Genomic DNA, 15,165 nt, shown 5'->3' with positions numbered 1-15,165 from the left:
AATCAACCATTCAATTGAATTCTTACCCCAGCATTTACAACAAAACCGTCGTTACGAGACCAGATACCAGTTGTCCATTGGCCATCAGGCGATCGGCTAGGTAAAACCAAAGGATCCTCTTTCGTTTGACGAATATTCAGCAGATTTTCGGCATTAATAAACCAACTGAATTGGCCAAACGTTTTTTCGCCAAGTAAACCTAGATGCCAATAAGGTTTGCTCTTAGAACGATAAGGATTACCATCTAAACGTTGATCGCCCGTGTAATAAGCTTCAAAACCCACTCGGAATTCGCCATGGCGCTCCCACATAGCAACAAAGCCGGCTGAATGGCGAGGTGTAAGTTCAATGCGTTGGCGAACGTTGCTGGTTACATCAAACTCGGTGGCATCTAGAAATAGGTAACTACCCGTCAGTTTAATGTCCTGCCATTTATAACGTAGCATTAGTTCTGAGCCATAAATACGTGATTCGCCAGTAGCATTAGTTAAACGAACACGGTTGAGTGGCCCACCATTTTTGAGAGGAAAATGTTTCTAGCTCAGTCACGTTTTCAACTATTGAACTAAACAAGGTGATCCCGGTTTCCAGTTGATTGAATTGATAACTGATATCTAATGAGGACGTAACAGCTGTTTCTTCTTGTATATCGCTCAAGGGTGAAAGACGTGCAAGACCTGCTGCCTCAATTTCTTCTACAAAGGGCGTAGGCGCAAAATAACCAAGACCGTAAGACGCTCTCATGGTCAAATCATCAGGCCGATAAAGCATGGAAATGCGTGGACTAAACTGCGTACCAAATTCGCTGTGATCATCTACTCGAGCACTCACTGAAGTTGAAAACTGTTCTGTCAGTTCATAATCGGCTTGTGCAAAGACACCAGGCACGTCATAACGATAATCGAAGTTGGGAAAATACACTGATTGAAAGCGATCTGACTGCATAGCCACACCAACGACCCATTGGGTGCTTGCCGTGTAGCCTGAAACAGAGCTTTCAAGTAAATAACTTTCATGACGATCTTCCTCTAACACCTCACCAAATCGTTTGTTATGGTTTTGTGCCATGGCCGAACCACGAAAATTCCAATCCAAAGTTGCCCCTAATGGGCCATTAGCAATAAAACCACCATCAAAACGTTCACTGTCTTGGGTTTGGGCAAAAGAGTTTCCGTCAGGTGTGGTTTGGCCTTCTCTGGTGCCGCCATCTCGATTTTCGGTCATAAAACCAACGGTTGCATAGACGTTAGTGCCGTTTTTCCCCTGCCAAAACAATCGAGGCCTGGCGGTATAACGTTCATACCCAGCCATATCTATCCAGCCGTCATCATCTAAATCTTGGACACTCTGGTGATGGCTTCCAGCTGTAATCGACGCCCCAAAAGAATCATCTAATGGTGCTGCAAGATAGGTTGTCAGGTCTTGTCCGTCTCGCGACGTCAGATTCATCAGCACTTCAGCTTCTGATTCATTGGTGGGCTTACGAGAAATAAGATTGATCACACCTCCCATTGCAGATCCACCATAGAGAGAAGAAGCCGACCCTTTAATAATCTCTACACTATTGAGGTCAGTTGGTGGTATTTGCAACAGCCCAATCGAAGATGCCTGACCACCATAAAGTGGCAAACCATCGTTAAGTAACTGAGTATAGCGACCATACAACCCCTGCAAACGAATGTTTGCACTGCCCAGTGCCGGCGACGTAGTTTGCACACGTACCCCACCCGTCTCGGCGACCAGCATGGAAATATTACCCGGGCGCATAATGGCTTTTTCTTCAAGCTCTTCACGCACGATAACTTCAACGCGAATAGGTTCATCGTTTACCGACCTCCCCAAACGCGTAGACAACACCAGAATAGATTCCACCCCTTCATCATGTTCATGGTGTTTCTCATCATCACCATGGCCATCTTGATGATGAGATTGGTCGCTTTCTGCAGATTGCTGAGTGACGTTTACGCCAAGCTTTGCAGCAGTTTCAGGTTGACCGGCTCGCGTTTCAAACGCCCCTAACATATTGATGGTAATAACAAATATAGCCATATTCCTAAAAAAATAGAAAAAACACATAAAACGTAAATACCTTAAAAAGAACTATAGTTAATTTAGTCATAAAATAAAAAACGCACAGTATCATAAAAAATTTCCACGACAGATGAGGTTTTAGTGGAATTCATCAAATACAAACATGAAGCAGACATTTTTATATAGAGCTGTACGATTGGTTTTTGATATTACAATGGGTGAACACAAATCAACGGATGTTACCCCGCAGATCATACTAAGCGACTTAAAAAAGAGTCGCGGCTTAGTGAATGGTTTGTTGGGGTTTGGACTTTTCGCTGCTCTTTTTGGCGGCGTCAGCTGCTTCCTGTTCTTGAGTAAAATAACTGCGGGTAATGATTGGCTTTTCAAGATGGTTAACCAGCTTGCTCATAAAATTATCCATGTGCTCGGTCTGGTAGTGGCCTTGCAGGCTAACTGCGTTATCCCAATCCCTTAACAAAAGAATTTTATTGGATTGTGGAAGCCCTTCAAAAATTCGTAGTGAAGAAGCCTTTTTTTTTTTACCAAACCAAAACAAGTTTTTTATTCAATCAAAGAATTTGGACTTTAATTTGCTTAACAATGGAGATTTTTTTGGAATAATATCATATTTAGGACCCGCGTGGTGAATTAATCTTTCGATAACATCAATTGAGATAACTGATGTTTTCAAAAATAATTATTAAACGTCTAGTTATGGAGAAATGCGGTAGCGGAAAATTCTATTAAGGACGTACAGTGTTGCTTCTAAAGACAAAATTCATTCTGCAGTATCAGGATCGCTGAATCACTAAAAAGCTAACGTCCCCATCTTGCGCAGACCAAATAGCTAATTAAATTGATTGTGCGATCAACGGTCATACGACTGGAATGAATCGAAACTGGCAAGTGAAGGTTCATCACAATCGTTAAATAGTATTGATTAAAAACAAAGAAGAAGTAAGTTGACACCCACATTAATAAATCACCAACAATACACTCGACCAACAAGGTTTAATTTATCGAATTATGGGTAACAAAAAAATGGGTGATATCAAAATATCTGTTTTTAGATAAATTCGTTTGAATACAGTCTGGGAATACAGTTTTCTAGAATTGAGAGCACGTCGTTATCTCAATCACTACGATTGATATTGTTAAACTTTCAAATGGTGGATTTAGGCGTGTTTTAACAACGTTTTCGCTTTACTTATGCCTCGGATTACCTACAAATGGTAATAGGTTATTAGGTTGCTGTGCTTTTTTAGTAGCATTGATACGATATTGAATACTGGTATGGTCTGAGGTTTCTGGGGTTTTGGCGATCTTGGCGATCTTGGCGATCTTGGCGCGAATAGGGTTTAGGTCTACATAAGACATACAAGCTAAAACAGCTGATTCATCCAGTAACGCTTGCGATTTAAACCGTCCTTCCCACAAATTTTTCTGGGAAAAATTTGAACAGCTTCAGCTGGCCCGAAGGGTGAGTGCCAGGGATGGCAGCGAATAAAACCTGCCACTGCCGTTATCTTCTTTGTTGCTTCTCTGGCAATATATTCATTGAGATTACGCATAACCAACTAATGTCATACAGCCTCTTGCGTTGAATCTCGATGGTTTCATTCAGGGATATCAACTCACCTTGGCTTAACGTTTCGTCCCGCTTGAACTTTGGGGTGAGCAACGTGCCTTTGTAAACAGTTTGCCATGACGACACGACTTGTTTATCTGACCAGCCTTGAGCTTTTAATACATCGACATGTAAAACCAAGTGCACATGATTACTTATCACAGCAATGGCACAAATAAGGTAGCCGCGCTATCAATGGCAAACACCGAGGATAGATAAAGTATCTACCCAACTTCGCCTGTGCTCATAATTCTGTCCAGAATAATCATCCACACCACACAAATATGAACGATGCACACAACGCGATACGCAATGATAAAACGGCGTATCAATTAAACTGATTAACCTCTTCCTTGCCTGAGGCACAACACACCACCTTCATAAATCAACCAAACATAAAGCCTAGTTCACTATTTTATCTAATCAACTAATTGTGGGTGTCCACTTAGGACTGGTGTTGTGGAAGGCAATACACGGGATAACACTTTTTACCCAACCCGCTTAGTCATAATATTAGGAGAAAACGGTCTGCATTACCTCATCAAAGCCAGACTTAGACAAGGACAATAATCCGTGTGGGTGTTTTAAAGGTGATGTGGTGTTCGGTACCCGGAACGGACTTCATCAGAGGCCTGAAATGATAAAACCATTTCAATAAAGAGCCTAAATATATGTCAGAACTAAGCCATTTTTAAGACTGCCTTCAACACAACAGACTAATGGTAAAAGAAAATTAAAACGGTATATGTGCTGATAATCAGCACGAAGGGGCAAGTATTGAGTTGACATCACGGGAGCGTCCATATGTGTCCGCTTAGGACTTTTGCGGGTGTCCTCTTAGGGCTTGTTCTTAGGACTTTTGTCGTTATCATCGTCTTCTTCTTGTTTATCATCGTCATCAAAAATATCTGGAGTAACTGCGTCAACAACATCGACAGCTCCACCAACAATCGTTGTAGTGACACCTACCGCGGCAGATACAACACTCACTGCAATACAACCAGAAAAGCTAAAAAGTACGGATAATAAAAATACACCTTGCGCAATTTTTTTCAAAATAACGTTTCCAGATCAATAAACATTGGGTTACTTACAATACGCTAATTTAATAGCGAATCAACCGTTGTCCAAATTCCAAAGCATTAATCACTTGGATGCTGATCACTCAAGTATATTGGCACCCACATTAATAAATCACCAACAATACACTCGACCGACAAGGTTTAATTTATCGAATTATGGGTAACAAAAAAAGGGAGATATCAAAATATCTATTTTTAGATAAATTCATTTGAAGAAAGTCTAGGAATACAGTTTTCTAGAATTGAGGGCACGTCGTTATCTCAATCACTACGATTGATATTGTTAAACTTTCAAATGATGGATTTAAGCGTGTTTTAACGACGTTTTCGCTTTACCTATACCTCGTATTCTTTGGTGTTGAGGACTTATTGAGATACTTATTGAGACACCCATAAAAAGATACTTATTGAGACACCCATTGCAGCAAGCTTATAAAAAACAATTAAGTCTGAATGTTACGAAAAACAGTACTGCGATAAATGTTTTACTAAGACTTTAAAGGCAGGAAAACAGACGTAGGGGCACTAAATCAGTTATTGGCGCAGCGAGACCTGCTAAATGGCCGTAATAGTTGGATGAAGGGCATTGTACTCGAGCGGCATTTTTTGCTTACTTTTGCTGCTGTAGGAAAAAAGTAAGTCATTTAACATGGATGCTGTGTGAAAAAAAACGGATGACTGTAAGCGGTAACGCATGCTTTTAAATCCAATCCTCAAAAGGCAATATAAATAATTGACCCGAGAAAATTCTGTGAAGAGAAATTATGGATAATAATAAGTTAGGTACATATCTTTAAAATTAAGAAATTGGTTAAGTATATAAATATGACTAGAAAAGTTTTGATTTTGTATTTATTGATTTAACTAAGTCAATAAATGGTGCCCGGGGCCGGACTTGAACCGGCACGTCCTTACGAACGAGGGATTTTAAATCCCTTGTGTCTACCAATTTCACCACCCGGGCAACGGGGGGTACTTGTATAAATACAAGCTGGTATAGATAAAATATTTGGAGGCGGAACCCGGAGTCGAACCGAGATACACGGATTTGCAATCCGCTGCATAGCCAATCTGCCATTCCGCCGTTCCGCTAAATATCTTATTCCCAATTTCTTATTAGAAGAAATTGGAGCGGGAAACGAGATTCGAACTCGCGACCCCAACCTTGGCAAGGTTGTGCTCTACCACTGAGCTATTCCCGCTTTGTTTACTGTGTAATCCCTACACTTAAAAACTCTACAATCCTTGTTTCTGATTTAAGTTGCTATACGATGTTCTGCTTGCTGCCTAAATCTGAAACCGCATTCTACATTCAAAGTTTAATGTGTCAACCACAAAAATTAGGTTTTTGAACTGACTGCCTGAATTTTGACTTAAACGCGCTACATTTGCACAAAAGGAGAATATTGTTCAATACTTTATGAATTTTTCTGGTCGTCCCATGCCGGCTCTTGTATAACCCACCATTGACCAGATAGACAAGATTGCCGCGAATTACAAACAAATTTTATCCCATGGACACCAATATATTTGTACCCCCATTAAATAATCCCATTCCTGCAAGTAAACAAATTAAGCCTAGCATTTGCCCCATATTTTTGAATTGCCTATGAACGGTTACTTTAACTAGGTCTTGTTTTGCCCTGATGTCCCACTCCATCCTCTTAACGCTGAGATATAGATTTCTCGGGACATTAGTAAAATAGCGGGTACGGTTATCCAAGGCGTCTCGTAGCTATGTGTAATTAATAGTAAAGCGGCTGCCACAATCAGTTTGTCAGCTACGGGATCCAAAAAGGCACCAAATGCGGTGGTCTGATTTAACTTTCGCGCTAGGTAACCGTCAAACCAATCGGTAATGGCTGCAAACCAGAATATAAATGCAACCAGCTGGTGGCGCCATTTTCCAATGTAGAGAATAGACCGAAAACAACAACAGGGATAAGGAACACTCTGACCATGGTAATGATATTAGGAATAGTCAACATTTTACTTCTGGGCATTCCCGTAATTCGTAATATGAAATTATATGACTCTGAATCGAAGCTATTAACCCACAGGCAGTACATTATTTCAAAGCTCAATGGTGAATATGGTCATAAATAATTGCGGCAAGTTCTTCACTGATACCCGGAACATTAGCAATTTCGCCTTTACTCGCCTGCAATATGCCATGTAATCCGCCCATATATTTAAGTAAACTTTGTCTTCTCTTCGCACCCACTCCCGGTATAGATTGAAGCTTAGAGGTGGTTTTCTCTTTTTGACGGCGTTGTCGGTGTCCAGTTATAGCAAAACGGTGCGCTTCGTCACGAATGTGTTGAATTAAGTGTAAAGCGGCACAATCACCGGCCATAGGAATAGTGGCGTGACTGCCTGCCATTATCAATGTTTCTAAACCTGCCTTGCGACTGCTACCTTTGGCAACACCAATTAATAGTGGTTTTTTGTCTTGTTTCCAATCCTCGAAGTAGGCTTCTGCTTGAGCGAGTTGTCCTTTACCACCATCAATAAATAGAATGTCTGGGATTTTGCTCTCATCTTTTACATCGCGATACCGCCGCGCAAGTGCTTGTGCCATGGCTGCGTAATCATCCCCAGGGGTAATACCTTCTATATTATAGCGGCGATAATCGGTTTTGTAGGGCCCTTCCCTATTAAAAACCACACAAGACGCAACAGTTTGTTGACCAGACGTATGGCTAATATCAAAACATTCCATACGTTGGATAGGTTGTTCAAACTCTAATATTTTTTCTAATTCGATATAACGAGCAAACACCGATTTTTGATGACTTTGACGCGACTCTAAAGCTATTTCAGCATTAGTATTAGCAAGGTCTAGGTAACGACGTTTTTCGTCTCTGACGCCTTTGTAGAACTGAATTTTACGTTCGGCTTGCTTGCTTAACATTTCCTCAATGGCGTCTTGTTCTTCTAATTCGCAAGGGATCACGATTTGCTGGGGGATAATTTTATTGCCAGCAAGGTAAAACTGTAAGACAAAAGATTGAAACACTTCTGCGTCGCTCGACTGAGCGGGCACTTTTGGATAAAAGCTTTTGCTACCAAGTAGTTTGTTATCACGAATAAACATGCATTGAATAACTGCAATACCGTTACGGTAGGCAAAACCAAATACGTCCATTTCTTGCTGATTGCCACTGACCCATTGTTGTTCTTGTACTTTGTTTAAAGCGCCAATTTGGTCACGATAACGGGCTGCGGCTTCAAATCTAAGGTCGATACTAGCCTGTTCCATTTTACCAACCAATGAGTCGATAACCTGTTTGTTTTTACCTTTTAGAAATAATCGCGCGTATTGCACTTGTTGTGAGTACTCTTCTTTACTCACCAATCCTTCTACACAAGGGCCAGCACAGCGTTGTAGTTGGTACTGCAAACATGGGCGAGTTCTGGCACGGTAATAGCTATCTTCGCACTGGCGAATAGGAAACAGGCGCTGCATAGTACGTAAACTTTCGCGCACCGCCCAAGCACTTGGATAGGGACCAAAGTATTCACCTTTTAGCTTTTTGGGGCCACGGTGATTGCTTAATCTTGGGTGAGTATGATCAGATAAAAAGATAAATGGATAAGATTTATCATCTCTTAACAGCACGTTATAGCGAGGTTTATATTTCTTTATATAGTTATTTTCGAGAATAAAGGCTTCGGCTTCACTGTGAACAACTGTAACGTCCATTTCACAAATTTGCTTCACTAGCGACCGGGTTTTTATGCCGTCCACAGTGCTTCGAAAATAACTGGCCACGCGTTTCTTTAAATTTTTTGCTTTTCCCACATAAATCACTTCCTCTTTCTGGTTGTACATCCGGTAAACGCCCGGTTGATTGGTCAGATTTTTGAGGAAGGCTTGGTGATCAAAAGGCTCTGCAGTATTGATACTCATTGAAGTCGCTAATCTTACATTTGATCCGTCTGTATTAATTTATGGCGCAATGCGAGGTGGGTAAGCTCAACATCAGTACTCACATTGAGCTTACCAAACATTCTGTAACGATAAGTGTTAACTGTTTTGGCACTGATATTTAAATACGCCGCTATATCAGGCACTTTGGCACCTTTAGTCAGCATTAAGGTTATTTCGAGCTCTCGTTCAGATAATTGATCAAAAGGATTGCTGCCGCTCAAATTAAGTTGCCCAAGTGCAATTTGCTGAGCTATGTCGGGCGAAACATACTTTTGGCCTGCGGCCACTTTATAAATCGCTTTTATCATCTCCTCAGGATCAGAGTCTTTGGTTAGGTAACCAAACGCTCCCATTTGCATGACTCTGGCGGGGATAGGGTTTTCTTTGTGAACAGATAACACTATAACGCGGGTATTCTCAGAAAAACGTAAAATTTGTTTTGTCGCTTCTAAGCCGCCAATTCCCGGCATACTCATGTCCATCAACACCAAATCTGGTGCATGATTCCGACAAAATTTTACCGCATCTTCACCATTAGTGGCTTCACCTACTACTTCAAAATCGGATACATCTTCTAAAATACGACGGATTCCGGTTCTGACTAATTCATGGTCATCTACTAACAGCAGTTTAATCAAGGTAAGGGTCTCTTTAATTTTTAACGATAAAAATGTGTACTGAGTCTGTTCCAACCTTGGATTGTATCTACTAATCCTTGTCCAATATTATACGCATAACATTGTTCAACCTGACATCGAATAACCCATCTATTTTCACAATCTGCAATGGCTTGTGGTTTGCTAGCCTTCCCACCACAACGGCAATTAAGCGGTATATGGATAGCATCTTTTCTAAGCACTCGATGATTGTTTTTTTGATTGCGGGTGATCATACTTATTCATGAACAACATTATCGATATCAAAGAGCATAAAGGATTAAATAACAAAACCATACTGAAAGTCACAATAATTAGAGTTGTTAGCTTAACTTTTAACCATTTATCTCAAGCCACTTGTCGCTTGGTCGAAAAAACGATTGTCACCTAATGCTTTGCTCACCATTATTGCTCCCTCTAATAATGACAAGGTATTCGCTGCTCTTTGCTCAGCATCACTGGGATCATTTAATTGATGCGCAACGTGCAACCATTCTAGATTTAATCTGAAAAATCGTTTTGTTTCTTGTTTAACTTTATCTGGTAAACAATCTGTCTCTGCTCCTAATAGGCCACACAAGCACATTTTTTTATCTTCAAGCAAAGCCCGCTTAAATTGAGATGCATACACCTGAACCGGACTTTTATGTGCTTTTATTAGCTCGACCGGATCACCTAAGGCAAGCATAAAATTGTCGGTATATAGCCGTGCTAACTCGGCCCCCAAATCTGCTTTGGTTGGGAAGTGGTAATGCACACTGGCACTTTTTATCCCTACTACTTTGGCTAGCTCTCTAAAGCTAAAATTACTGTAGCCGCCTGAACGTACCTTATCCTCTGCCGCTTTGAGTAATGCTTGTTTTTTGGTCATGTCACATCCCCTTAAGCGCCAATTATCAAGCAGTGGTAAGCACTTGACAAGGGCCAAACTCAAAACTAACATCACAAACCTACCTATAGGTAGATTTATTTTTCATTAGCTCGTTTAAATTTACTTTTATTAGCCAACTCATTTGTTCTGGAGGTTACTTGAAACATCAGAAAGTTATCATAGTAGGCGGAGGCTTAGCTGGCCTGTACGCAGCATATTTGCTAGAACAACAACGTATTCCATATTTATTACTTGAATCTAGTGCTAGGTTAGGTGGACGCATCTTAGGTGCTCAGAGTAAACAACAACCAGAGCACTATTTTGATTTAGGTCCTGCTTGGATATTCCCTCATCAAAAAAAGATTCAGGGGTTAGTGAAGCAACTTGGCATTGCACTTTTTGAGCAATATGCATCGGGGGATGTACTTTATCAAATGTCCGAACAACAACCACCTAAGCGCATCAAAGGAGCTGGCGATTTACAATTGCTTAAAATGCAAGGTGGCAGTCAATCACTTATATCTGCTTTGCAACTGTCAGTTGATAAAAACAAAATCCAACTTAATCATGAAATTACAAGGATTGAGAGACAAGCAAACTTATGGCAGCTTGCAGTCAGTCATAATGGTATTGAGCAAACGTTTAGTAGCGACGAGTTGATGTTAGCAATGCCTCCGAGGATCATTGCTAAGTACCTAATGAATAAACACTGGTTATCCCAATTGTTAATCAGCGATCTTCAAAACTCACAAACTTGGATGGCTGGACAAGCTAAATTTGTGGCCACTTACGCTACACCATTTTGGCGTGAGAAGGGTCTTTCAGGGCAGCTATTCAGTCAAACTGGGCCAATGGTTGAAACACATGACGCATCTACCGATCCCCATCAGAATCATGGTTTATTCGGTTTTATTGGATGGCCTTCATCACGCAGAAGTCAAATGTCAGAACAGCAAATGAAAGACGCCTGTGTAGCGCAACTTGTTTCCTGCTATGGACCAGATGCCCTAGACTTTACTGAATGTTTTTTCAAAGATTGGGCAGAAGATGAATTTACATGTACCTCAAAAGATAGGCTTGAAGCTTCTCGTCATCCTGAATTTACGCTCTCCGAACATCAGCAAGAACTTAATGCACTTCATTTACACCTTATAGGCAGTGAATTTGCGAGCATGGATCCTGGATACCTAGAAGGTGCTCTCGATGCGGTTCAACGGAGCACATTAGGTGTATGTAGTTAAGTCAGAGTATTTTTCAATTCAGCTTCTTTGCTGATCAATAGTAAAATTTCTTTGATTTTTCTACGTGCTCTAACATGATTGCTGAGTTGCCGTTTAACGGCTCTTCGACCTCGACGTGAACATGTATTAATTGCATCGTACAAATCTTCGGAAGTTTCTTGGACTACAATCGAGCTGGCACCATTAATTTTGACAACAATCTTACAACATTTATCCTCGCCTCCTTTAGGGCCATTGATATCAAATAAACTGACATCAGCTCTAATGATTTTCGCTTCATACCTGCCGAGCATGATTTGCACTTTGGTTTTCACATACTTACTTAGTGCTTCAGATAGAGAGAAATGTCTTGATTGAATATTTACTAACATATTAGAAACCTCTGTGTTGCGATTATAGGATCATCATCTAACAATGCTTTGCGATGATAAATGTATGTTGCTAATTAACGTTAGCAACATACAATACAAAGAAAAAATCGTTTATTGTTTATCAAATACATCGAATAAACCGATGCTTTAATTTTTCTACGAGAGACATAAAAATGGCCGTGAACTTTAATTACAAACACTTGCATTACTTTTGGATGGTCGCCCACGAAGGGAGTATTGCTAAAGCGAGTGAAAAATTACATATCACACCGCAGACCATAAGTGGCCAGCTTTCACTGTTAGAAGATAATATCGGAAACCGACTATTTACAAGAGAAGGACGTGGCTTACGGCTTACCGAAACAGGACGTTTAGTGCTTAGCTACGCAGATGAGATCTTTGATTTGGGCAGAGAATTAGGCGATGTGTTGCGTGGTAACCCGCAACTAGGACCAGCTGAATTTATTGTCAGCGCTGCCAGTGCGTTACCAAAAACGATTGTTCAAAAAATTATCGAACCTGGACTTCAAATAAACCAAGACATCAGCTTAACCTGTCGTGAAGGGCCTGTTGAAAGTATCTTAGCAGACTTGGCCATACACAAAGTAGACATGGTACTCAGTGATACACCATTAACTGGTTCGCTGAGTATCAAGGCATATAATCATAAACTTGGCGAAAGTAGCTTAACGTTTTTTGCCTGTAAACAACTGGCAGAAAAATATAAACCCAACTTCCCTCACTCACTTAACAATGCGCCCATGTTGGTACCCACCTCACAATATGCCATCCGCCGTTCAGTAGACTACTGGCTAGAAGAGCAACAGATATTCCCTAATATACGAGGCCAGTTTGATGACAGCGCTTTGATGAAGTCTTTTGGTCAAGCAGGACTTGGGATCTTTTTTATGCCGACAATCATTGCAGAAGAAGTATGCTTTAACTTCAACGTAGAAATAGTCGGTAAGGTGGAGGCTATTAAACAAACGTTTTATGCAATTACCGCTGAACGAAAAGTTAAACATCCTGCAGTAGCAGCAATTTGTGACACTGCTCGCACATTGCTGTTTGCATAAGCAAGCCATATCAATGTCGTTATAGCTGCTTGTACTTCAGTGATGTTCAGCAGAGTTTATTAAAATCAGATACATCGTTATTTTCGAGTTTTACCTAAATAAAATACGACTTTTACTGTGAAAGAGAATCCACCAACATAGCCATAAGTTAAAATGCAAAGTACCTAGACCTTGTATTAATATTTAAGGATGTTGCTATATGAATGTTCAAAGCTTGATAAATCAGTTTACTGGTTCGAGTAATAGTAGTTCTTCAACTCAACATAATACTAAAAGTAGTGGCCTTGGCTCCGGTTTAATGGGTGGAGCAGCCGCCGGTGGCGTCATGGCTCTGCTAGTCGGCAGTAAAAAAGGAAGAAAATTTGCAGGTAAAGCCGCCACAGTTGGAGGGGCAGCCTTAATAGGGGGTATCGCTTTCAAAGCTTATGAAAACTGGCAGCAAAATAATCAGACATCATCAGAAATTAACTCAGGACAGATTTCAGGGCATATTCAAAGGCAAAGCGAAGCACCACAATCACAGTACTCCAATAATCAAGTATCGGCGCCAGAGATTTCGCAAGAATTTCAACTAACGTTGATAAAAGCCATGATTGGCGCGGCTAAATCTGACGGACATATTGATGAAATTGAACAAAAGCGTATTTTCGATGCGCTTGGACAGATGTCTTTGAGTAATGAAATGAAAGGTTTAGTCTTCGACTTACTTAGACAACCTATTTACATTGAAGAACTGGCACACAATACGCAAAACATGGAACAAAAATCTGAGGTATATTTAGTTTCTTGCTTGGCTATTGATTTAGATAACATTTGCGAGCATAACTATTTAGATAAACTAGCCACGGCACTAGGATTGCCTTTAGATTTGGCTGAACAGATAAAAAATCAGGCAAAGCAAGCTTTAGACAATAGCAGAATTTTAAATTAACTGGGTTATAAGTAGTGAGCTAAAATTGTAAAGTTCTTAATTTAAAGGGTGTAGGCAAGTATCTGTCATAAGGTGTTTTTACGGGATTCTCTGTAACTGTAACTATTATTGGTACTCGTTCTGTGCGGCACCAGGTTGAGCCTGTGCAAATTGTTATTACAGTTTGTCGAAGCACAGCAGATTAGGACCTAGCTATTCTCCAAATACAAAAAACCCGCAATAAAGCGGGTTTGTCTGAATATGGCGGATAGCGAGGGATTCGAACCCCCGGTAGGTTTGACCCTACGTCTGATTTCAAGTCAGGTGCATTAAACCGAGCTCTGCCAGCTATCCGTATTTTACCACAATTCGATACTGCGAAACTAAGCTTGTTTGCTGCCCCGAATTGAGGATGCGAATAATAGTGACGTTTCTAGGGCTTGTAAAGTCCTAATTTAATAAAAGCGTCTGATTGATTATTGTTTGAACGGATTGTGCGCATTTACATCAAGTTACGATTGGAATGAATAATTAATGAAGAATTAAATACGTTATGACTTGAAAAAGTGAACCAAACCCCATACAAAGACACTATTAACATAGAATCATTTTAACTTACGTTTTGGAGAATACAATGGAACAAAGATCTTCCTACAGCAGTGCAGGTGAAGCCTCAGTATTGCAAACCAACAAAGTACTTCGTAATACTTATATGTTGTTGGCGATGACATTAACATTCAGCGCTGTCTGCGCCGGAATAGCAATGTCAATGGGTTTAGGCCGAGGCACAGCTATGATGATGAGTCTAGGTGCGCTAGTAATGATTTTCTTCCTCAATAAAGCATCACAGAGCTCAATGGGCATTTTGTTTGTGTTTGTCTTTACGGGTTTATTGGGCGCTTCCTTAGGGCCAATGTTAAATCACTATGCCGGCTTTCCAGGTGGTTCAGGATTAATTCTCCAAGCGTTTGGTACAACTGCCTTGGTATTTTTCGGATTATCTGGCTATGTATTGACTACAAAAAAAGATTTTCTTTTATGGGCGGTTTTTTGCTCGTAGGTCTAATTGTTGCTGTAGTTGCCTCAGTTGCTAACATCTTCTTAGGTATTCCAGCGCTAAGCCTTGCAGTTAGTGCAGCTATTGTATTTATTATGTCTGGCTTCATTTTATATGACACCAGCCGCATAATTAATGGTGGCGAGACTAATTACATACGCGCAACTGTATCTATGTATTTGAATATATATAACTTGTTTACTTCCATTCTTCACCTTTTAGGTATTTTTGGTAGCGACGATTAAATTCAAAAAGTATCAACTTTAAAAACGCCTCAGCATGCTGGGGCGTTTTTTTATGTTACAT

Annotated in this window: 12 protein-coding genes, 4 tRNA genes and 3 pseudogenes; 4 read left to right on the top strand and 15 right to left on the bottom strand. The window is 40.4% G+C overall.

The annotated features are described in order from the left end of the window. Positions 1-2: 2 nt before the first annotated feature. From C427_RS10620 to C427_RS10570, 13 genes and pseudogenes are all read right to left on the bottom strand, one after another. Positions 3-2,076 (bottom strand): annotated as a pseudogene (locus tag C427_RS10620) (TonB-dependent receptor plug domain-containing protein). Positions 2,077-2,314: 238 nt separating this feature from the next. Then, positions 2,315-2,590, bottom strand: a complete 276-nt coding sequence (locus C427_RS10615) for a hypothetical protein (protein ID WP_041250453.1) — start codon at positions 2,588-2,590, stop codon at positions 2,315-2,317. A gap of 656 nt (positions 2,591-3,246) precedes the next feature. Next, positions 3,247-4,027 (bottom strand): annotated as a pseudogene (locus tag C427_RS28820) (hypothetical protein); the annotation flags it as partial. A 471-nt stretch (positions 4,028-4,498) separates the two neighbouring features. Further along, positions 4,499-4,717 carry an NF038104 family lipoprotein gene (locus tag C427_RS10600; RefSeq protein ID WP_007637315.1) on the bottom strand — a complete coding sequence of 73 codons (219 nt, stop codon included), beginning with the start codon at positions 4,715-4,717 and terminating at the stop codon, positions 4,499-4,501. A 903-nt stretch (positions 4,718-5,620) separates the two neighbouring features. Beyond that, positions 5,621-5,707 (bottom strand) — tRNA-Leu (locus tag C427_RS10595). Between the two features lie 46 nt (positions 5,708-5,753). Next, positions 5,754-5,827, bottom strand: a tRNA-Cys gene (locus C427_RS10590). Between the two features lie 43 nt (positions 5,828-5,870). Further along, positions 5,871-5,945: transfer RNA gene (locus tag C427_RS10585), tRNA-Gly, on the bottom strand. A gap of 424 nt (positions 5,946-6,369) precedes the next feature. Next, the gene (locus C427_RS28515) at positions 6,370-6,621 is read right to left on the bottom strand and encodes a CDP-alcohol phosphatidyltransferase family protein (protein ID WP_322786676.1); all 252 of its coding nucleotides are present in this window, start codon (positions 6,619-6,621) and stop codon (positions 6,370-6,372) included. Continuing rightward, positions 6,576-6,746, bottom strand: a complete 171-nt coding sequence (locus C427_RS28510) for a hypothetical protein (RefSeq protein ID WP_015430803.1) — start codon at positions 6,744-6,746, stop codon at positions 6,576-6,578. Before C427_RS28510 ends, C427_RS28515 begins: the two co-directional genes overlap by 46 nt. A 77-nt stretch (positions 6,747-6,823) precedes the next feature. After that, positions 6,824-8,656, bottom strand: coding sequence for an excinuclease ABC subunit UvrC (gene uvrC / locus C427_RS10580; protein WP_015430802.1), 1,833 nt, complete (start codon positions 8,654-8,656; stop codon positions 6,824-6,826). A gap of 14 nt (positions 8,657-8,670) precedes the next feature. Further along, on the bottom strand, positions 8,671-9,315 hold the full coding sequence (uvrY, locus tag C427_RS10575) for a UvrY/SirA/GacA family response regulator transcription factor (RefSeq protein ID WP_034899121.1): 645 nt from the start codon (positions 9,313-9,315) through the stop codon (positions 8,671-8,673). Positions 9,316-9,335: 20 nt separating this feature from the next. Next, complete coding sequence (locus tag C427_RS24885) at positions 9,336-9,569, bottom strand: hypothetical protein (RefSeq protein WP_007637308.1); 234 nt, start codon at positions 9,567-9,569, stop codon at positions 9,336-9,338. Positions 9,570-9,676: 107 nt separating this feature from the next. Continuing rightward, the gene (locus tag C427_RS10570; protein ID WP_034899138.1) at positions 9,677-10,204 is read right to left on the bottom strand and encodes a TetR/AcrR family transcriptional regulator; all 528 of its coding nucleotides are present in this window, start codon (positions 10,202-10,204) and stop codon (positions 9,677-9,679) included. A gap of 158 nt (positions 10,205-10,362) precedes the next feature. Here C427_RS10570 and C427_RS10565 point away from each other — a divergent pair, with 158 nt between their 5' ends. Beyond that, positions 10,363-11,445 (top strand): flavin monoamine oxidase family protein, encoded by a 1,083-nt coding sequence (locus tag C427_RS10565; RefSeq protein ID WP_007637304.1) that lies wholly within the window; start codon positions 10,363-10,365, stop codon positions 11,443-11,445. Here C427_RS10565 and C427_RS10560 read toward each other — a convergent pair. After that, positions 11,442-11,816 (bottom strand): HPF/RaiA family ribosome-associated protein, encoded by a 375-nt coding sequence (locus C427_RS10560; RefSeq protein ID WP_007637303.1) that lies wholly within the window; start codon positions 11,814-11,816, stop codon positions 11,442-11,444. The two genes, C427_RS10565 and C427_RS10560, sit on opposite strands and share 4 nt — an antisense overlap. Before the next feature lie 173 nt (positions 11,817-11,989). On the opposite strand from C427_RS10560, the gene nhaR reads away from it, so the two are divergent. Further along, positions 11,990-12,892, top strand: a complete 903-nt coding sequence (gene nhaR / locus C427_RS10555; protein ID WP_007637302.1) for a transcriptional activator NhaR — start codon at positions 11,990-11,992, stop codon at positions 12,890-12,892. Positions 12,893-13,091: 199 nt separating this feature from the next. Further along, on the top strand, positions 13,092-13,823 hold the full coding sequence (locus C427_RS10550; protein ID WP_007637300.1) for a tellurite resistance TerB family protein: 732 nt from the start codon (positions 13,092-13,094) through the stop codon (positions 13,821-13,823). Positions 13,824-14,064: 241 nt separating this feature from the next. Here the strand turns inward: C427_RS10550 and C427_RS10545 are convergent. Further along, a tRNA-Ser gene (locus C427_RS10545) sits at positions 14,065-14,156 on the bottom strand. A 280-nt stretch (positions 14,157-14,436) separates the two neighbouring features. Here C427_RS10545 and C427_RS10540 point away from each other — a divergent pair. Further along, positions 14,437-15,104 (top strand): annotated as a pseudogene (locus C427_RS10540) (Bax inhibitor-1/YccA family protein). Positions 15,105-15,165: the final 61 nt, after the last annotated feature.

It is taken from the genome of Paraglaciecola psychrophila 170 (assembly GCF_000347635.1).
GTDB lineage: Bacteria > Pseudomonadota > Gammaproteobacteria > Enterobacterales > Alteromonadaceae > Paraglaciecola > Paraglaciecola psychrophila.
Note: the sequence above shows the minus strand (reverse complement) of the source record. Positions and strands in the feature narration are given on the sequence as shown.

Excerpts from the sequence above, each read along its gene's own strand:
- C427_RS28510 (WP_015430803.1), bottom strand. The coding sequence starts at position 6,746 with ATGCCCAGAAGTAAAATGTTGACTATTCCTAATATCATTACCATGGTC.
- uvrC (WP_015430802.1), bottom strand. The coding sequence starts at position 8,656 with ATGAGTATCAATACTGCAGAGCCTTTTGATCACCAAGCCTTCCTCAAA.
- C427_RS24885 (WP_007637308.1), bottom strand. The coding sequence starts at position 9,569 with ATGATCACCCGCAATCAAAAAAACAATCATCGAGTGCTTAGAAAAGAT.
- C427_RS10570 (WP_034899138.1), bottom strand. The coding sequence starts at position 10,204 with ATGACCAAAAAACAAGCATTACTCAAAGCGGCAGAGGATAAGGTACGT.
- C427_RS10560 (WP_007637303.1), bottom strand. The coding sequence starts at position 11,816 with ATGTTAGTAAATATTCAATCAAGACATTTCTCTCTATCTGAAGCACTA.
- nhaR (WP_007637302.1), top strand. The coding sequence starts at position 11,990 with ATGGCCGTGAACTTTAATTACAAACACTTGCATTACTTTTGGATGGTC.
- C427_RS10550 (WP_007637300.1), top strand. The coding sequence starts at position 13,092 with ATGAATGTTCAAAGCTTGATAAATCAGTTTACTGGTTCGAGTAATAGT.